We start from the raw sequence: 17,815 nt of genomic DNA, 5'->3' as shown, positions 1-17,815 counted from the left end.
GAGAAGGGTGTCGTTCACCCTGAGAAAAATATGAAATACATCACAACCACCATCGCTGCATTATTTCTCCTGAGCGGATGCGATAATGCCCCCACCGCCTCTCCAGAACGTCCGGCGCAGGAAGTCGGCATCGTTACATTAAAAAGCCAGCCCGTTTCTGTGGTCAGCTCGCTGACCGGACGCACGACCGCCGCCGCCAGCGCGGAAGTTCGCCCGCAGGTTTCCGGTATCATCCAGAAACGGCTTTTTAATGAGGGCGATGACGTTAAAGCAGGCCAGGCGCTGTACCAGATTGACCCAGCCAGCTTCCGCGCCGCTTACAATGAAGCCGCCGCCGCGCTGAAGCAGGCGCAGGCGCTGGTTGTCGCCGACTGCCAGAAGGCGCAGCGTTATGCGGCACTGGTCAAGGATAACGGCGTTTCACGCCAGGACGCCGACGACGCGCAGTCGACCTGCGCGCAGGACAAAGCCAGCGTCGAGTCCAAAAAAGCGGCGCTCGAGAGCGCGCGCATTAACCTTAACTGGACCACCGTCAGCGCCCCTATTGCCGGGCGCATCGGTATCTCCTCCGTCACGCCGGGCGCGCTGGTCACCGCCGAGCAAACCACGGCGCTGGCAACCATTCGTGGGCTGGATACCATGTACGTCGATCTTACCCGCTCCAGCGTCGACCTGCTGCGTCTGCGTAAGCAGTCGCTGGCGGCCAATAGCGATACGCTCGGCGTCACCCTGCAGCTTGAAGACGGCAGCACCTACGGCGAAAAAGGCCGCCTGGCGCTGACCGAAGTCGCCGTCGACGAATCCACCGGGTCGGTGACCCTGCGCGCCGTGTTCCCCAATACGCATCATCAGCTGCTGCCGGGTATGTTCGTACGAGCCAAAGTGGATGAAGGCATCATGAACGATGCCATTCTGGCGCCACAGCAGGGTGTCACCCGCGACGCAAAAGGCAACGCCACCGCGCTGGTGGTCACCGCCGACAACAAGGTCGAGCAGCGTGCGCTGGAAACCGGCGACACCTATGGCGACAAATGGCTGGTGCTCAATGGCCTGAAAGCGGGCGATAAGCTGATCGTCGAAGGGACGGCGAAAGTCGCCGTCGGCCAGCAGGTGAAACCGGTTGAAGTGAAAGCTAACGGAGGAAACGCCTGATGTTTGCCCGTTTCTTCGTGCGTCGCCCGGTCTTCGCCTGGGTTATCGCCATCCTGATTATGCTGGCCGGGATGCTGGCCATCAAAACGTTGCCGGTCGCGCAATACCCGGACGTCGCGCCGCCGTCGATTAAAATCTCCGCCACCTATACCGGCGCATCGGCGCAAACGCTGGAAAACAGCGTCACCCAGGTCATTGAACAACAGCTGACCGGGTTGGATAACCTGCTCTACTTTACCTCCACCAGCAGCTCCGACGGTTCCGTAAGCATCAACGTCACCTTTGAGCAAGGTACCGACCCGGATACCGCGCAGGTGCAGGTGCAGAACAAAGTGCAGCAGGCCGAATCCCGCCTGCCGAGCGAAGTGCAGCAGTCCGGCGTGACGGTGGTGAAATCCCAGAGCAACTTCTTGCTGATCATGGGAGTTTACGACAAAACCGATAAAGCCAGCAGCTCCGACATCGCCGACTGGCTGGTGAGCAATATGCAGGACCCGATGGCCCGTCTCGACGGCGTCGGCAGCCTGCAAGTGTTCGGCGCGGAATACGCCATGCGCATCTGGATGGACCCGGCGAAGCTGGCCTCCTATTCGCTGATGCCGTCCGACGTACAAAGCGCGATTGAAGCGCAGAACGTGCAGGTTTCCGCCGGTAAAATCGGCGCCCTGCCGTCGCCGGACACCCAGCAGCTCACCGCCACCGTGCGCGCGCAGTCGCGTCTGCAAACCGTCGACCAGTTCAAAGACATCATCATTAAAAGCCAGTCCAACGGCGCGGTGGTGCGCGTCGGTGACGTCGCCCGCGTCGAGATGGGCAGCGAAGACTACACCGCTGTCGCCAAATTGAACGGCCACCCGGCCGCCGGTATGGCGGTAATGCTAGCGCCGGGGGCTAACGCCCTGAGCACCGCGACGCTGGTGAAGGATAAAATCAACGAGTACAAACGCAACATGCCGCAGGGCTACGATGTTGCATACCCGAAAGACAGCACTGAATTTATTAAGATCTCCGTCGAAGATGTGGTGAAAACGCTGTTTGAAGCCATCTTCCTCGTGGTCTGCGTGATGTATCTGTTCCTGCAAAACATCCGCGCGACGCTTATCCCCGCGCTGGCGGTGCCGGTGGTGCTGCTCGGCACGTTTGGCGTGCTGGCGCTGTTCGGTTACTCAATCAATACCCTGACGCTGTTCGCCATGGTGCTGGCGATAGGGCTGCTGGTCGATGACGCCATCGTGGTGGTAGAAAACGTCGAGCGTATTATGCGCGACGAAGGGCTACCCGCCCGGGAAGCAACCGAAAAATCGATGGGCGAAATCTCCGGAGCGCTGGTCGCCATTGCGCTGGTGCTGTCCGCCGTGTTCCTGCCGATGGCCTTCTTTGGCGGTTCCACTGGGGTAATTTACCGTCAGTTCTCGGTCACCATTATCTCGGCAATGATGCTCTCCGTGGTGGTGGCGTTAACCCTTACGCCCGCACTGTGCGGCTCAATCCTGCAACATACGCCGCCGCACAAAAAAGGATTTTTCGGCGCATTTAACCGCTTTTATGGCTCTACTGAACGTAAATACAAGCACCGGGTGCTCAATACTCTGAGCCGCTCCGGGCTGGTTATGGTGGTCTATTTAGCCATCTGCGGCGGCATGGCGCTGGCGATGTGGAAACTGCCGGGGAGCTTCCTGCCGGTGGAAGACCAGGGCGAGATCATGGTGCAGTACACTCTGCCCGCCGGGGCCACAAACTCACGTACCGCCGAGGTCAGCAAGCAGGTAACCGACTGGTTCCTCAACAAAGAGAAAGCCAACACCGACGTTATCTTCACGGTTAACGGCTTTAGCTTTAGCGGCAGCGGGCAGAACGCCGGCATGGCCTTCGTCTCACTGAAAAACTGGTCCGAGCGTAAAGGCGCGGAAAATACCGCGCAGGCCATTGCCCTACGCGCCACCAAAGAGCTGGGGGCGATTCGCGATGCCACGCTGTTTGCGATGACGCCACCGTCGGTGGACGGCCTCGGCCAAAGCAACGGCTTTACCTTTGAACTGATGGCCAGCGGCGGCACCGACCGTGCCGAGCTGCTGAAAATGCGCGATCAGCTGATTGGCCAAGCCAATCAGGATGCCACTCTGCACGCCGTGCGCGCCAACGATATGCCGCAAACACCACAGCTACAGGTGGATATCGATAACAACAAAGCCGTGTCGCTGGGGCTGTCGCTGAGCGACGTCACCTCAACGCTCTCCAGCGCCTGGGGTGGTACCTACGTGAACGACTTTATCGACCGCGGACGCGTGAAAAAAGTCTATATCCAGGGCGATAGCGACTCTCGCGCCTCACCGTCCGATCTCGGAAAATGGTTCGTGCGCGGCAGCGATAACAGCATGACGCCGTTCTCCGCTTTTGCCACGACCCGCTGGGAATACGGCCCGGAAAGCCTGGTGCGCTACAACGGCGCGGCGGCCTATGAAATCCAGGGCGAAAACGCCACCGGCGCCAGTTCCGGTACCGCGATGACCACCATGGAAAACCTGGCCAATAACCTGCCGGCGGGCTCCACCTGGGCCTGGAGCGGACTGTCGTTGCAGGAAAAACTGGCCAGCGGCCAGGCGATGAGCCTGTATGCCATTTCCATTCTGGTGGTGTTCCTGTGCCTGGCGGCGCTGTATGAAAGCTGGTCGGTGCCAATTTCGGTCATCATGGTTATCCCGCTCGGCCTGCTGGGCGCGGCGCTGGCCGCATGGATGCGTGACCTGAGCAATGATGTCTACTTCCAGGTGGCGCTATTAACCACCATCGGGCTGTCATCGAAAAACGCCATTCTGATCGTCGAGTTCGCCGAAGCCGCGGTGGCGGAGGGCTATTCGCTTTCCCGCGCTGCGCTGCGTGCAGCGCAGACCCGTTTGCGTCCGATCATCATGACCTCGCTGGCGTTTATCGCCGGGGTCATGCCGCTAGCGGTGGCGACCGGTGTGGGTGCTAACAGCCGTATTGCCATCGGTACCGGGATTATCGGCGGGACGCTTACGGCAACCCTGCTGGCAATTTTCTTTGTTCCTCTGTTCTTTGTGCTGGTGAAACGTCTGTTCGCCGGTAAACGCAGCCGTCTGGAGTAAGTTATGTTCCGTTTATCCGTTTTATTTATTGCGCTTCTGAGCGTGGGCTGCGTGTCGATGGACCCCAACTATCAGCGCCCGGACGCGCCTATCCCGGCGACGCTGCCGGGCAGCCACGGTGAAGCGACCGCCGTGGTCGGTAACTGGCAGCAGGTGGTGAACGATGTGCGCCTGCAAAAGCTGGTGAGCCAGGCGCTCAGCAGCAACCGCGATGTGCAAAAAGCCATTGCCGATATTGACGCCGCTCGCGCGCAGTACGGCGAAACCCGCGCGTCGTTAATGCCGACCGTTAACGCCGAACTCAGCAATACCCGCAGCCGCACGCTGGCGAGCGGGGTGAGCACCACCGCGCAGGCCGACGGCGCGGTCTCCAGCTTCGAGCTGGATCTGTTTGGTCGTAATCAGAGTCTGTCCCGCGCGGCTCGTGAAACCTGGCTTGCCAGCGAATTCACCGCGCAGAACACCCGTCTGACGATGATTTCCGAGCTCACCACCGCGTGGGTCACGCTGGCAGCGGACAACAGCAACCTGGCGCTGGCGCAGCAAACCATGGCAAGCGCCGCCGACTCGCTGAAAATCGTCCAGCGTCAGCAGCAAATCGGCACCGCGGCGGCCACTGACGTGAGTGAGGCGATGAGCGTTTATCAGCAGGCGCGCGCCAGCGTCGCCAGCTACCAAACGCTGGTGATGCAGGATAAAAACGCCATTAACCTGCTGGCCGGCACCACCGTAGCGGATGCCTTGCTCCCGGGTACGCTGGAGAGCCTGGCCGCCAACACCATTTCACTGGTCCCGGCGGGCGTCTCGTCGTCCGTACTGCTAACGCGCCCGGATATTCAGGAAGCGGAGCACAATCTGAAGAGCGCCAACGCCAATATCGGCGCGGCGCGGGCAAACTTCTTCCCGACCATTTCACTCACCGCCAGCGCCGGGGTAGGCAGCGATGCGCTATCTTCACTGTTTAGCCACGGCATGAGCGTGTGGTCCTTCGCGCCGTCTATTTCGCTGCCGCTGTTTACCGGCGGCAGCAATCTGGCGCAACTTCGCTACGCCGAGGCGGAGAAAAAGGGGCTAATCGCCACCTACGAAAAAACGATTCAGAGCGCGTTTAAGGACGTAGCGGATGCGCTGGCGCGTCGCCAGACGCTGAGCGAACAGCTTGATGCGCAGAGGCAATACGTGGCGGCGGAGCAGCAGACGCTGGACGTGGCGATGAAACGCTACCAGGCGGGCGTTGGCGATTACCTGACCGCGCTGACGGCGCAGCGCACCCTGTGGTCAGCGCAGCAGACGCTGATTGCCTTACAGGAAACGGATCTGGCGAACCGTATTACGCTCTGGCAGTCGCTGGGCGGCGGGGTGCAGGCCGGATAAGGCGTTTCGCCGCCATCCGGCAATGTGCCTGCGATGCCTGATGACGCTGCGCTTATCAGGCCTACAAGACCCTCTCCCCAAAGGGGCGAGGGAACCGATTGGCGTCGTAGGTAAATACCGGCGCGGGTTTTCCCCCTCTCCCTTCCAGGAAGAGGACCGGGGTGAGGGTGCAGCCAGCACCGTTCCCCTCATTGATTATGAAAAATAAAAGGAGCTTTCATGCCGCGCATCTCCCCCTCCTGGGTCGTGGTTCTGGGTCTGCTAACCGCTATTGGCCCACTGTGTACCGACTTTTATCTCCCGGCGCTGCCGGAAATCACCGAACAGCTAAACGCTACCGGCACGCAAACCCAGCTCTCGCTTACCGCCGCGCTGCTCGGTCTTGGCCTCGGCCAGCTGTTCTTTGGCCCGCTCAGCGACCGCATTGGCCGCCGCAAGCCGCTGGCGCTGTCGTTGCTGCTGTTTATCTTCTCATCGGCTATGTGCGCCATCACCCACGATATTCATATGCTGATTGTCTGGCGCTTTTTGCAGGGCTTCGCCGGTGCCGGTGGTTCAGTGCTATCACGCTCGATCGCCCGCGACCGCTATCAGGGCACGCTGCTCACTCAGTTCTTCGCCCTGCTGATGACCGTTAACGGCATTGCGCCGGTGCTTTCGCCGGTGCTCGGCGGCTATATTATCACCGCGTTTGACTGGCGAATTTTGTTCTGGACGATGGCGGGAATCGGCGCGGTGCTGCTGCTTTTAAGCCTTGTCGTACTGCATGAAACCCTGCCAGCCAACGGCCCCGATGCAGCGACGCAGCCGAAAGGAACGCCGGTTCTCAAAAACCGCCGCTTTATGCGCTACTGCCTGATTCAGGCCTTTATGATGGCCGGGCTGTTTTCCTACATTGGCTCCTCTTCCTTCGTCATTCAGAGCGAATACGGCATGAGCGCGATGCAGTTCAGCCTGCTGTTTGGCCTGAACGGGATTGGGCTGATTATTGCCGCCCTGATCTTTTCAAAACTGGCGCGTCGCGTCGCCGCGGAAACGCTGCTGCGCCGGGGTTTATTATTGGCGGTGCTGTGCGCGCTGGTCACCCTACTGCTCGCCTGGCAGCAACAGCCGGTCATGGCGCTGATTGGCCTGTTCTTCACGGTGTCGTTTATGAGCGGGATCAGCACCGTCTCCGGTGCGGAAGCCATGAGCGCGGTCAGCAGCGCGCAATCGGGTACCGCGTCGGCGCTGATGGGTACGCTGATGTTCGTCTGCGGAGGCATTGCCGCGCCGCTGGCAGGACTGGGCGGTGAAACCATGCTGAAAATGAGTCTCGCGATGGCGATTTCCTACGCAATTGCGCTGTTTTTCGGGCTGCTTAAACCGCGCACCGCGCCCTAAAATTCACAGAGGTAATAAAATATTCCAATTTTATTACCTCAAAACTCCCAGCCACCGCTGTAAATCATGATTACCTCGTGCCTCTAATCGTGATAACCTTCACATGAATGGAATAATTAATTCCTTATACTGCTCGCCACTGTGAATGATGAGGTTTCCTATGAGTATTGACTTGAGCAAATTGCTGACTGAACGACGCAACGCAAACAGCGCTAACATTGACACCCTCTCCACTGAAGAGATGCTGACGGTCATTAACAACGAAGATCAGCAGGTTGCTCACGCCATCACCCCGTATATTCCGCAGATAGCGCAGCTGGTTGATAGCGTGGCGAATGCTTTCCGTCACGGCGGTCGACTGATTTACATCGGCGCTGGCACCTCTGGCCGTCTGGGTATTCTTGACGCCAGCGAATGCCCGCCCACCTTCGGCACCCGTCCTGAGCAGGTTGTCGGCCTGATTGCCGGTGGCCACACCGCCATTTTGAAAGCGGTTGAAAACGTTGAAGATAACGCCGCACAGGGCGCGGAAGATTTACGTACGCTGGGCTTTAACGAGCATGACGTGCTGGTCGGTATCGCTGCCAGCGGCCGCACGCCGTACGTGCTGGGAGCAATGGAATACGCGCATCAGCAAAATGCGCTGGTCGCTATCGTCAGCTGCAACCCGCACGGCGAGATGGCGCAGCGCGCCGACATCGCCATTACGCCGGTTGTTGGCCCGGAAGTCGTGACCGGCTCGACCCGTCTGAAAGCAGGCACGGCGCAAAAACTGGTGCTGAATATGATCACTACCGGTTCGATGATCCGCAGCGGCAAGGTCTACAGCAACCTGATGGTCGACGTAGAGGCCACCAACGCCAAGCTGATTGAGCGACAGATTTCCATCGTGATGGAAGCCACCGAGTGCGATCGCCAGACCGCGCAGACGGCGCTGGATGCCAGCGGCCGCCACTGCAAAACCGCCATCGTGATGGTGCTGGCGAATCTGAGCGCCGACGACGCCAAAAAGCTGCTGGCCGACAACAACGGTTTTATCCGCAAAGCGCTTCAACACGCCTCCCACTGACGAGGGTTCGTAGAATGGCAAAAATAAATAAAGAGATGATAGCCCGCATTCTCACCCTGGTAGGCGGGGCGCCAAACGTCGTGCAGGCGGGTAACTGTATGACCCGTCTGCGCCTGACGCTGCGCAATGAGGACCATGCTGACGTCGCCGCCATCCGCCAGGTCGAAGGCGTCATGGGCGTGGTGGTCAGCAACGAGCAGTTCCAGATTATCCTCGGCCCGGGCAAAGCGCAGACCGCTTCAGAAATGATGAACCTGATGCTGGAAGAGGCCCCGCAAACGCCAGCGCATGAAGCTGACTCTGGTGCATCGCTGGCCGATATCGCGAATGCCAAAAAGCAGGAGCTCAAGGGTAAGCAAACCAGCAGCGTACAGAAATTCCTCGCCAAGTTTGCCACCATCTTTACGCCGCTGATCCCTGGCTTTATTGCCGTAGGCCTGCTGCTCGGCTTTGCGACCCTGGCCGAACAGCTGTTCGTACTGGAGAACGCGCATCCGAACGCCACGCTGGTGGATATCATCAGCTACATGAAAGTGTTCAGTAAGGGCATGTTTACCTTCCTGAGCATTCTGATTGGCTATAACGCGCAGAAAGCGTTCGGCGGTTCGGGCGTGAACGGGGCGATTATCGCCGCGCTGTTTATTCTGGGCTATGACCCCAAAGCGGCGGTGGGCTTCTACTCCGGAATCTCCGACTTCTTCGGCCACACCATTGACCCGCGCGGGAACATCATCGGCGTACTGATCGCTTCAATTATCGGCGCCTGGGTCGAAAAACAGGTGCGCCGCATCATGCCCGCCAACCTCGACATGATCCTCACGTCGGCGGTGACGCTACTGATCATGGGCGCGGTTACCTTCGTGGTCATTATGCCTATTGGCGGCTATCTGTTTACCGGGATGTCCTGGCTGTTCCTGCACCTCAACGGTAACCCGTTCGGCTCTGCGGTGCTGGCCGGTCTGTTCCTGTTGGCGGTGATGTTTGGCGTGCATCAGGGCTTTGTGCCGGTCTATTTTGCGCTGATGGAAGCGCAGGGCTTCAACTCGCTGTTTACCATTCTGGCCATGGCGGGGGCGGGCCAGGTAGGCGCGGCGCTGGCGCTGTACTATCGGGCGAAGCAGGGCTCACTGCTGCGTACGCAGATTAAAGGAGCGATCATTCCCGGCCTGCTCGGCGTGGGCGAACCGCTGATTTATGGCGTGACGCTGCCGCGTATGAAGCCGTTTATCACCGCCTGCCTCGGCGGTGCCTGCGGCGGCTTCTTCATTGGCCTTGTCGCCTGGATGGGGCTGCCGGTTGGCCTGAATACGGTCTTCGGTCCGTCCGGCCTGGTGGCCATCCCGTTGATGACCTCAAACAGCGGCATCTATGCGGGGATGGCGGTTTACGCCGCGGGCCTCGCCGTCGCCTACCTTGGCGGCTTCCTGCTGACCTGGCTGTTCGGCAGCAAAAACGTCGATCTCAGCTAACCCTTTTGCCCCCGGCACGCCGCTGGGGGCAAGCTTTCCACCATGCTATGATGCCCGTCACAACAAAATACGATGACAGGGTTGAGGAAAATGGGTGCCACCAGAAAAGGGATGCTTAACGTCTTAATTGCCGCGATATTGTGGGGAAGTTCCGGCGTTTGCGCGCAGTACATTATGGAACATAGCCAGATGGGGTCGCCGTTTCTGACGATGATCCGCCTGCTCTCCGGCGGTTTTATTCTCCTCACCTTCTCTTTCCTGCACGGCGACGGTATTTTTCGCCTCTTCCGCAACCGCAAAGATACCTTCAGCCTGCTGATTTTTTCGCTGGTAGGCGCAATGACCGTGCAGCTGACCTTCCTGCTGGCGATTGAAAAATCGAACGCCGCCACCGCGACCATTTTGCAATTTTTATCGCCGACGATCATCGTGGCCTGGTTTGCCATCGTGCGTAAGGCACGACCGGGCGCGTTTGTCTTCGCCGCTATCGCCACCTCGCTAATCGGGACTTTTCTGCTGGTGACCCACGGCGACCCCACCTCGCTGTCTATCTCCGGCGCGGCGCTGTTCTGGGGGATTGCTTCCGCCTTTGCCGCCGCCTTCTACACCACCTATCCCTCAACGCTGATTGCCCGCTACGGTACGCTGCCGATCGTCGGCTGGAGCATGCTGCTCGGCGGCGCAATGCTGCTGCCGTTCTACGCCGGTCAGGGCACCCATATCGTGATTACCGGTAACCTGCTGCTGGCCTTTTTCTACCTGGTGGTGATCGGCACGTCTCTCACCTTCAGCCTGTACCTGAAAGGCGCACAGATGATCGGCGGGCCGAAAGCCAGCATTCTCAGCTGTGCCGAACCGCTCAGCAGCGCGTTTTTATCGCTGCTGCTGCTCGGCATCAGCTTTACCCTGCCAGACTGGCTGGGCACGCTGCTGATTTTATCCTCGGTGGTGCTGATTTCGCTGGATTCGCGACGCAGGGTGAAAACGGTGTAGTGAAATGGCCCGATAACGTCGGTTATCGGGTTAAAATTTAGTGACGAAGAGCAGCCAGTTCGTCGGCGGAAAGACCGGTGATAAGTTGAACCATGGCGCTGTCAATACCGTTTTCCAGCATCGTTTGAGCAATGCGTAACGCCTCCTGACGTACCCCCTGCTGCACTCCCTCCCAATGCCCCTCTTCCCGCAACCTATCTGCAATGGTCATTATCTTATCCTTCTGTTCTGGTGCACATTCAACCGTCGCCTGGAGAAACTCGTGAAAACGAACCGCATCTCCCGATCTCAGCAGATAATTAAACAACGCTTTCATTTGGCTGTCAGTAGCACATCCCGTAACCAGCAGCTGGGCAATCTGGTCGACTAACGCGAACAGATCGCGCTGGCGAATATGCTTCTGCACCAGCTCCAGCAGCGCCACGCGGCGATGCTGCATAATCTCATCATCCGGCACCACGGTGATATCAACCATGGCGAGAAAATCACGCGCCGTTTCCGGGTGGCACAAAAATTGTTTAAAAACCGCATCGTGCGGCGTTGAAGCTGCGCGCGTCGTCATGGCGTTCCATTGTCACCCAAAAAGCGAATAGACGCACTCTACGCCCGACACAGGCGAGTCACCGCCGTGTTTTCGCCTCTTTGCGAGCCACCACGGAGGATTTCGACGGATGGATGCAACGTCTACCTGTAGCTGGAAGCGGCGGCGCAAAATAACGGATACAGCTATAGTTAACGGTGCGTATCAACATAAGGACATCCGAGATGAAGACAATCCGTATCGCGATTTCGTTGGCCGCCTGCCTGGCGCTGCCGGTAGTCGCTTCGCCGCTCGAAGGGCTGAAGTTCGAGCAGCAAAAGCAGCAGGTGGTGAAAGACGTGAAGCAAAACTGCCCGCCCCACGCCGGGCTGAGCGACACCCAGTTTGCCAACCGGATTCTGGACTCCGCTGTCAACAAAACGGCGGTGCAGAGCGCAACGCGGGCGCTGGATAAGAACGACCGCGCGGCCTATGAAAAGGCGATTAAAGACATTCAGTGCCCGACAAAATAACCTTGAAATCGTAGGCCGGATAAGGCGAAGCCGCCATCCGGCAATGTGCGGTAATATTGCCTGATGGCGCTACGCTTATCAGGCCTGCCTCATGTATCACCGCCCCTTAAGCGTATCCGCCAGCCGCTGCCAGCTGAACGGCTCAAGCCCGGCATAATCAAGCCCGTATGCCTGCATCTGTTGCGGCACCCCCCGCTGAACGCGGGATGTCGACTGACTCATCAGCCCTTCACCGCCCACATCGCGCAGGGTTTTGACCACCTCTTCCATCTCTTCACTACGACGCACGCCGTGCTCGGCGACGCGGCTTATCAGGTAGCCCGGAAACGCAGCGTCCCAGCCCAGCGAAGGAAAACTGGCGTGCAACGAGGCCAGCACTTCCGCCTCCACGCCGTAGGCTCGCGCAGCAAACAGGCATTCGGTGGTCAGCGCCTCCAGCCCTTTAATCATCACGCTACGGCACATTTTGATCGCCGAGACGCTGCCTACCGCATCAGCGCCGTAGCGGGCGTTAAACCCGAGCTGGTTAAGCACATCGGTGACCGCCTGCGCCTGCGGGCCGCCCACTAGCAGAGGGGTTTTCATCCGCGCCGGGGGGACGGGGGCCATTACCGCAACGTCCACGTAAACACCGGGTGCAAAGGCTTCAGACGCCTGCCGTTTGGTATCCGGTGCAACGGAGTTAAGGTCGAGAAAATATTGTCCGGCCTGCATGAGTGCCGCACTGTGCAATGCCACTTCCCGCGCGGCGCCGGCGGTGACGGTCGAAAACACCCACGCCGCGCCGTCAAGCGCCTCCGCCAGCGACCCCGCCGCCTGAACACCCGCCCGCTCGGCTTTTGCCAGCATGGCCTCACGGTCGCCCCCGCGGAGCTTGCAATCCCACACGACAACGCGATGCTGATGCGCCAGCTCGCTTGCCAGAATGGTCCCCGCTTCGCCAAAACCGATAAACGCAATATGTCTCATTGTCACTCCTTTGCAGCCGGAATAAATACGTCGCCGGCAAACAGCAGCCTGGCGGTACGCAGCAGCCCGCAGCCCGCCAGCTCGCCGTCATCGCCACGCTGAAGCGCCACGCTAAACTCACCGGTTGGATGTTCAACGCTGACCATCAATTCACGCGCGTCAGCCACCTTCGCTAGCCCCTGCGCCACCGAGCCTTGCAGCAGGCAGGCGCTGGCCACGCTAACCGCGCCGAATACACCGATCGACGCATGGCAGCGGTGAGGAATAAAGGTGCGGCTGGTGATGGCCCCACCGTCGCGCGGTTCGGCGATGAGCGTCATTTTTGGTACGCTGCGCTGGGCCACATCACCCAGATTCATGCGCGGCCCGGCCTGAAGGCGGATGGACTCAAGCCGCTGTTTCAGTTCGTTATTGGCGTCAAGCTGCTCGCGGGTTTCATAACCCGATATCCCGAGATCGCTGGCACGTAACAGGATCACCGGCATACCGTTATCAATGCAGGTGACGTCGACGCCGTCAAAGCGGTCAATCACGTTGCCGGTCGGCAGCAGCGCGCCGCAGGTTGAACCGGCAATATCCAGGAAGTTGAGAATGATGGGGCTGGCGGTGCCCGGCACGCCATCGATGCGCGCTTCGCCGCCGTATTCCACCCCTTCCGCCGAGCAACGCACCTCCGCCACCGCAATTTGCCCGGTATTCACCATATGCACCCGCACCTGAGTCACCGGCGCAGTTAACGGCACCAGCCCGCGTTCGATGGCAAACGGCCCCACCGCCGCGAGAATATTGCCGCAGTTCTGGCCGTAGTCGACCACCGCGCGATCGACGTTCACCTGGGCAAAAAGATAGTCCACATCGGCGTCCGGGCGCATTGAGCGCTGGATAATGGCGACCTTGCTGGTGAGCGGGTCGGCGCCGCCAATGCCGTCAATCTGCCTGACGTCCGGCGATCCCATCACCGCCAGCAGTACGGCATCGCGCTGTTTCGCGTCGGCAGGCAAGTCAGACGCCAGAAAGCAGGCCGCCTTTGACGTGCCGCCGCGCATCCATAAGCAGGGAATTCTGCGCTGAGACATGTTAATCCCTCACGTCTTCGGGCGAGTCGAAGTAGCGTAGCCCTTTTTCCGCCAGCCGCGGGCGCATGGCGTAGATATCCAGCCCCAGCTCACCGTTGCGCATCCGATCGCGTTTGGCCGTTTCATTGGCGATACGGCTTTGTGCTCTTGCCAGCACCGTGTCGGCCAGCGCGTGCGGCACCACCACCACACCGTCATCATCCGCCACCACCACATCGCCCGGCGTCACCAGTTGCCCGCCGCAGGTGAGCGGCACGTTCACCGAGCCGAGCGTCTCTTTCACCGTGCCCTGGGCGTACACCTGGCGCGACCATACCGCAAAGCCCATCTCGCGCAGCGTCTGCGAGTCGCGAATACCGATATCGCCCACCAGGCCAATCACGCCGCGCGCCTGCAGCGAAGTTGCCAGCAGATCGCCGAAAAAACCGTCGCCGCAGGGCGAGGTCGGCGCCACCACCAGAATATCGCCCGGCTGGCACAGCTCAACGGCGACGTGGAACATCCAGTTATCGCCCGGCGTCACCAGCACCGTCACGGCGTTGCCCGCGCGGCTTACGTCCTGCTGAATCGGCCGAATATCCGGGTTCATCAGCCCCTGGCGTTCGTGGGATTCATGAATTGTCGCCACCCCCGCAGCGGCAAACTGGCGCAGTTTGCTGCCGTCGGTACGCGGAATATGGCGAATGGCGAGGCCTTTTTTATTAAGTAAACTCATGACAGATCTCCCGTCACACGCGGGAAGATGCTCTGGAAACCTTCCGCATGACTGATATCACGCGCGGCGGTAATACCGATATTGCGCTTCGCCTGCACGCCGCGCTGCAGGGCCACACGGGTGTAGTACTCCCACAGGTGTTCTTGTCCCTGCATGCACTGGATAGCGCGGTACTTTTTCTCCCACACGCGGGTGATATCCAGCAGAACGTCCGGCTTCCAGTTGCACTGCTCCGGCTGATGCGGCTCAAAGCAGTACACCGGCGGCGCGGCCACTACCGGCTCGCCGGGGCGATAGCCTTCGGCCTGGGCGATAATGCGCGCTTCCTGAGCCAGATTGGAGGCCAGCGGGTGATCGTAGTTGTAAGGGTCGTGCATCGAGTGTGTCAGAACGAAGTGCGGCTGCACGCGGCGATAGACGTCCGCCAGGCGGAACAGCGTCTCTTTGTCGGCACGCAGCGGGTAGTCGCCAATATCAAAAAACTCCACGCTGGCACCGAGTATATCGGCCGCTGCCTGCGCTTCCTGCTGGCGATGCTGCTTCACTTTCTCTTCGTTCATATTGCCCTTGCGCCACAGCTTCGCAGACTCGCCGCGCTCGCCGAATGACAGGCAAACAATATGCACCTGGTAGCCTTGCTCTGCGTGCAGTGCAATAGCGCCGCCCGCGCGCCAGACGAAATCCGCCGAGTGAGCACTGACGACAAGGGCGCTTTTTGGGGTAATCAGAGTAGACATGTGGGCTTCCTTCTTGGTTTTTTTCCAGCTTGTCATGTCCACAACGCCGCGGGTAATTCGTTAACTTGCGAAGGCTATGATTTTTATTTATGTTGATGACAAATCACCCGGCAAGAGGCGACCACAGGCTCGATGAATAAAAAACACAACAAAGACATGAATATCATGCAGTTGCGATTTTTCTGCCAGGTTGCCAGCCGCGGGAGCGTCTCCCGCGCCGCCGACGATTTATTCCGCACTCAGTCGGCCATTACCCGCGCCATTCGCGATCTGGAAGCGACGCTTGACGTGACGCTGTTTGAACGCCATTACAGCGGCATGGTGCTGACCGAATACGGCAAATGCATTTTGCCGCGCGCGCTGCGGGCGATAGGCGATTTACAGGCCATTCCGGCACTGATGCACCGGCTAAAAGAGCGCGCCGTTCCGCATAAAGAACTGCCCGATCCCGGCTGGCTGTTTAACACCCGGCGGCTGGAGATTTTTATCCAGCTCTATCACATCAATCATACCCAGACCGTCGCCAGCCAGCTTGGCGTCACGCAGCCCGCGATCAGCGCGGCGCTGAAGATTCTGGAGAAAGGGGCCGGATTTGCGCTGTTTCGCCGCACGCCGGAAGGCGTTCGCCCAACGCCCGCCGCCGATGCGCTGTACCCGAACATCAGCCGTGCGTTGAACGAACTGGCGCACATCTGGGACGATCTGGCGGCAAGACGCGGCGTTCTGGTGGGAAATGTACGTATTGGGGCGCTTCCGCTTAGCCGCACGCAATTGCTGCCCGCCGCCATCGGCGCGTTTCTGGCGCAGCATCCCGGCATTCGGGTCCTGACCAATGAGAGTCCGTATGAGTCCCTGGTGTCGGACATGCGGGCGGGGAATATTGATTTTATTATCGGCGCGCTGCGCCAGCACGACGCCCTGCCGGAGCTGACCTGCGAGGCGCTGTTTGAAGAAGAGATGCTGATCCTGGTGCGCAACGATCACCCATTGCTCAGACATCCGGATCCGCTCAGCCAGCTGGCCAACGCGCAGTGGGTGCTGCCGCGCAGTAACGCCCCGGCGCGGCACCTGCTGGACAAAGCGTTTACCGCACTGGGCCTGCCGCAACCGCTGCCGGTGGTGGAAACCGGCGATGCGGCAATGGTGCGCGGGTTGCTGCTCGACTCACCGCTGCTGGCCGCCGTTTCCGCCAGCCAGATGCGATTTGAAATCGACAACCATCTGCTGACCGTACTGCCGGTGAAGCTGCCCAATACGCAACGGCGAATCGGGCTGACCTTCCGCGAGGGCAGCCTGCCCTCGCCCGCCACCCAGGCGCTGGTGAACGTTATCCGTCAACGGGTAGCGGCCCCCTGCGCCTGATGGCGCTACGCTTATCAGGCCTACAAAAAAGCAGGCCGGGTAAGCCGCAGCCGCCACCCGGCATAAACGCCGCACAATGCTAGTTGGCCGGGGTTTGGATACCCGCCACCGAGTAGGTCACCTGCTGGTTACGGGTTTTCTGGAATTCTTCCAGCGTTTGCCCGCGCATCGCCGCGTAAATATGCAGGTTCGACACGCCGATCACCGCGCCCATTTTTTCCAGCAGGAAGAAGCTGGCGCCGTACTGAATCAGGCCTCGCCAGTCGCGCGCCGTCAGCAGCTGCTGTTCTTTCTCACTCAGCGCCGCCTCGTCGTACAACGCCTGCGGCGCATGCAGGAAGCGCTCGCGCCACGCGGGCTGCGTCAGTTTATGCAGGAAGGTATTCAGCCGCATCCCGTTAAGGCTGCGCTCATGGGTGAACGGGTAAGTGCCGGGCAGCTTTTCGACGCCCGCCAGTTGGCGCGCCATGTGCTGGCGATGCCGCGTCAGCGTATCCACCGGCGGCTGACGCGCATTATTTTCCAGAATCAGAGTGGCGATGCCGGTCATTGATGGCAGGTAGTAGTCGCGCCAGGTTTCCGTGACGTTGGCCGATAGCGCACCGCGCATCACCAGCCACATGATGACCTCCGACCCTTCCATGCCGCCCAGTTCAGCGTACTCCGCCAGCGTCATCTCGGCCAGCGATTCCGGGTCGTTCACCAACATATCGACGAACTGCGCGTCCCATTCCGGGTTGTTGAAGCCGCAGCGTTCGCCGTGCACCTGATGCGACAGACCGCCTGTCGCCACAATGGCGACGTTGATATCCTCCGGAAAGCTCTCAATGGCCCGACGCAGCGCCTGGCCGAGCTTATAGCAACGCCGCGCGCTCGGCACCGGGGATTGCAGCACGCCAATTTGCAGCGGCACCACTTTGGTCGGCCATTCCCCGCTTTGCCACGGCAGCAGCGCCGACAGCGGCGAGAACAGACCATGGTCGAGCTTTTTGTTCATAAAGAACGACATATCAAACTCATCGGCCATCAGGCTGCTGCCGATATGCCTTGAAAGCGCGGCATTGCCTTTGATGGGCGGCAGGCCGCGCGGGCCGCCGCCTTCGTCGGCCACGCCGTATTCATTATCAATCCCCAGCGCAAACGTGGAGTAGTGGTCGAAGAAAAAGGCGGTCACGTGGTCGTTAAAGATATACACCAGCGCATCCGGTTTTTTCTCATCGAGCCAACGTTGTAGCGGCTCGAAGCTCTCAAAGATCGGCGCCCACGCCGCATCGTGCTGCTTATGATTATCGACCGCAAAACCGATGGTCGGGGTATGAGAGACGGCGATTCCGCCAATAATTCTGGCCATGGTTG

15 protein-coding genes are annotated in these 17,815 nt (G+C 59.9%); 9 read left to right on the top strand and 6 right to left on the bottom strand.

The annotated features are described in order from the left end of the window. Window positions 1-30 precede the first annotated feature (30 nt). The 7 genes from H7R58_RS00375 to H7R58_RS00345 all read left to right on the top strand — a co-directional run bounded on the left by H7R58_RS00375 (window position 31) and on the right by H7R58_RS00345 (window position 10,547). Window positions 31-1,152, top strand: a complete 1,122-nt coding sequence (locus tag H7R58_RS00375; protein WP_182929779.1) for an efflux RND transporter periplasmic adaptor subunit — start codon at window positions 31-33, stop codon at window positions 1,150-1,152. Then, window positions 1,152-4,259: an efflux RND transporter permease subunit gene (locus H7R58_RS00370; protein WP_182929778.1), complete on the top strand. Its 3,108-nt coding sequence runs from the start codon at window positions 1,152-1,154 to the stop codon at window positions 4,257-4,259. The genes H7R58_RS00375 and H7R58_RS00370 overlap by 1 nt, the downstream gene beginning before the upstream one ends. 3 nt (window positions 4,260-4,262) lie before the next feature. Further along, on the top strand, window positions 4,263-5,633 hold the full coding sequence (locus H7R58_RS00365; RefSeq protein ID WP_106924859.1) for an efflux transporter outer membrane subunit: 1,371 nt from the start codon (window positions 4,263-4,265) through the stop codon (window positions 5,631-5,633). Between the two features lie 219 nt (window positions 5,634-5,852). Further along, window positions 5,853-7,016, top strand: coding sequence for a multidrug effflux MFS transporter (locus H7R58_RS00360; protein ID WP_182929777.1), 1,164 nt, complete (start codon window positions 5,853-5,855; stop codon window positions 7,014-7,016). Window positions 7,017-7,176: 160 nt separating this feature from the next. Further along, a complete protein-coding gene (gene murQ / locus H7R58_RS00355) occupies window positions 7,177-8,085 on the top strand; it encodes an N-acetylmuramic acid 6-phosphate etherase (RefSeq protein WP_106924857.1) in 909 nt (302 codons plus the stop codon). A 14-nt stretch (window positions 8,086-8,099) separates the two neighbouring features. Beyond that, a complete protein-coding gene (murP, locus tag H7R58_RS00350) occupies window positions 8,100-9,554 on the top strand; it encodes a PTS N-acetylmuramic acid transporter subunit IIBC (RefSeq protein WP_106924856.1) in 1,455 nt (484 codons plus the stop codon). 90 nt (window positions 9,555-9,644) lie between these two features. Further along, on the top strand, window positions 9,645-10,547 hold the full coding sequence (locus H7R58_RS00345) for an EamA family transporter (protein WP_182929776.1): 903 nt from the start codon (window positions 9,645-9,647) through the stop codon (window positions 10,545-10,547). 37 nt (window positions 10,548-10,584) lie between these two features. Here H7R58_RS00345 and H7R58_RS00340 read toward each other — a convergent pair whose 3' ends face one another. Next, window positions 10,585-11,109 (bottom strand): Rpn family recombination-promoting nuclease/putative transposase, encoded by a 525-nt coding sequence (locus H7R58_RS00340; RefSeq protein ID WP_182929775.1) that lies wholly within the window; start codon window positions 11,107-11,109, stop codon window positions 10,585-10,587. 203 nt (window positions 11,110-11,312) lie between these two features. Here H7R58_RS00340 and H7R58_RS00335 point away from each other — a divergent pair, with 203 nt between their 5' ends. After that, window positions 11,313-11,600: a YicS family protein gene (locus tag H7R58_RS00335; protein WP_182929774.1), complete on the top strand. Its 288-nt coding sequence runs from the start codon at window positions 11,313-11,315 to the stop codon at window positions 11,598-11,600. 96 nt (window positions 11,601-11,696) lie between these two features. Here H7R58_RS00335 and H7R58_RS00330 read toward each other — a convergent pair whose 3' ends face one another. The 4 genes from H7R58_RS00330 to galB are packed head-to-tail and all read right to left on the bottom strand — an operon-like array spanning window position 11,697 to window position 15,097. Beyond that, window positions 11,697-12,569, bottom strand: a complete 873-nt coding sequence (locus H7R58_RS00330) for an NAD(P)-dependent oxidoreductase (protein ID WP_182929773.1) — start codon at window positions 12,567-12,569, stop codon at window positions 11,697-11,699. A 2-nt stretch (window positions 12,570-12,571) separates the two neighbouring features. Beyond that, window positions 12,572-13,645 (bottom strand): 4-oxalomesaconate tautomerase, encoded by a 1,074-nt coding sequence (locus tag H7R58_RS00325; RefSeq protein ID WP_182929772.1) that lies wholly within the window; start codon window positions 13,643-13,645, stop codon window positions 12,572-12,574. A gap of 1 nt (window position 13,646) precedes the next feature. Further along, entirely contained in the window at window positions 13,647-14,360 is a 714-nt protein-coding gene (locus H7R58_RS00320) for a 4-carboxy-4-hydroxy-2-oxoadipate aldolase/oxaloacetate decarboxylase (protein ID WP_106924850.1), read from the bottom strand. After that, on the bottom strand, window positions 14,357-15,097 hold the full coding sequence (gene galB / locus H7R58_RS00315) for a 4-oxalmesaconate hydratase (RefSeq protein ID WP_106924849.1): 741 nt from the start codon (window positions 15,095-15,097) through the stop codon (window positions 14,357-14,359). Before galB ends, H7R58_RS00320 begins: the two co-directional genes overlap by 4 nt. Before the next feature lie 132 nt (window positions 15,098-15,229). Between galB and H7R58_RS00310 the strand changes: the two genes are divergently transcribed. Beyond that, complete coding sequence (locus H7R58_RS00310) at window positions 15,230-16,459, top strand: LysR family transcriptional regulator (RefSeq protein WP_182929771.1); 1,230 nt, start codon at window positions 15,230-15,232, stop codon at window positions 16,457-16,459. 79 nt (window positions 16,460-16,538) lie between these two features. Here H7R58_RS00310 and H7R58_RS00305 read toward each other — a convergent pair whose 3' ends face one another. After that, a complete protein-coding gene (locus H7R58_RS00305; RefSeq protein ID WP_182934550.1) occupies window positions 16,539-17,810 on the bottom strand; it encodes a gallate dioxygenase in 1,272 nt (423 codons plus the stop codon). Window positions 17,811-17,815: the final 5 nt, after the last annotated feature.

It is taken from the genome of Klebsiella sp. WP4-W18-ESBL-05, assembly GCF_014169075.1.
Classification (GTDB): Bacteria; Pseudomonadota; Gammaproteobacteria; order Enterobacterales; family Enterobacteriaceae; genus Kluyvera; species Kluyvera ascorbata_B.
Note: the sequence above shows the minus strand (reverse complement) of the source record. Positions and strands in the feature narration are given on the sequence as shown.

What these genes read in the sequence shown, in the direction of transcription:
- H7R58_RS00375 (WP_182929779.1), top strand. Translation starts at nt 31, where the DNA reads ATGAAATACATCACAACCACCATCGCTGCATTATTTCTCCTGAGCGGA.
- H7R58_RS00370 (WP_182929778.1), top strand. Translation starts at nt 1,152, where the DNA reads ATGTTTGCCCGTTTCTTCGTGCGTCGCCCGGTCTTCGCCTGGGTTATC.
- H7R58_RS00365 (WP_106924859.1), top strand. Translation starts at nt 4,263, where the DNA reads ATGTTCCGTTTATCCGTTTTATTTATTGCGCTTCTGAGCGTGGGCTGC.
- H7R58_RS00360 (WP_182929777.1), top strand. Translation starts at nt 5,853, where the DNA reads ATGCCGCGCATCTCCCCCTCCTGGGTCGTGGTTCTGGGTCTGCTAACC.
- murQ (WP_106924857.1), top strand. Translation starts at nt 7,177, where the DNA reads ATGAGTATTGACTTGAGCAAATTGCTGACTGAACGACGCAACGCAAAC.
- murP (WP_106924856.1), top strand. Translation starts at nt 8,100, where the DNA reads ATGGCAAAAATAAATAAAGAGATGATAGCCCGCATTCTCACCCTGGTA.
- H7R58_RS00345 (WP_182929776.1), top strand. Translation starts at nt 9,645, where the DNA reads ATGGGTGCCACCAGAAAAGGGATGCTTAACGTCTTAATTGCCGCGATA.
- H7R58_RS00340 (WP_182929775.1), bottom strand. Translation starts at nt 11,109, where the DNA reads ATGACGACGCGCGCAGCTTCAACGCCGCACGATGCGGTTTTTAAACAA.
- H7R58_RS00335 (WP_182929774.1), top strand. Translation starts at nt 11,313, where the DNA reads ATGAAGACAATCCGTATCGCGATTTCGTTGGCCGCCTGCCTGGCGCTG.
- H7R58_RS00330 (WP_182929773.1), bottom strand. Translation starts at nt 12,569, where the DNA reads ATGAGACATATTGCGTTTATCGGTTTTGGCGAAGCGGGGACCATTCTG.
- H7R58_RS00325 (WP_182929772.1), bottom strand. Translation starts at nt 13,645, where the DNA reads ATGTCTCAGCGCAGAATTCCCTGCTTATGGATGCGCGGCGGCACGTCA.
- H7R58_RS00320 (WP_106924850.1), bottom strand. Translation starts at nt 14,360, where the DNA reads ATGAGTTTACTTAATAAAAAAGGCCTCGCCATTCGCCATATTCCGCGT.
- galB (WP_106924849.1), bottom strand. Translation starts at nt 15,097, where the DNA reads ATGTCTACTCTGATTACCCCAAAAAGCGCCCTTGTCGTCAGTGCTCAC.
- H7R58_RS00310 (WP_182929771.1), top strand. Translation starts at nt 15,230, where the DNA reads ATGAATAAAAAACACAACAAAGACATGAATATCATGCAGTTGCGATTT.
- H7R58_RS00305 (WP_182934550.1), bottom strand. Translation starts at nt 17,810, where the DNA reads ATGGCCAGAATTATTGGCGGAATCGCCGTCTCTCATACCCCGACCATC.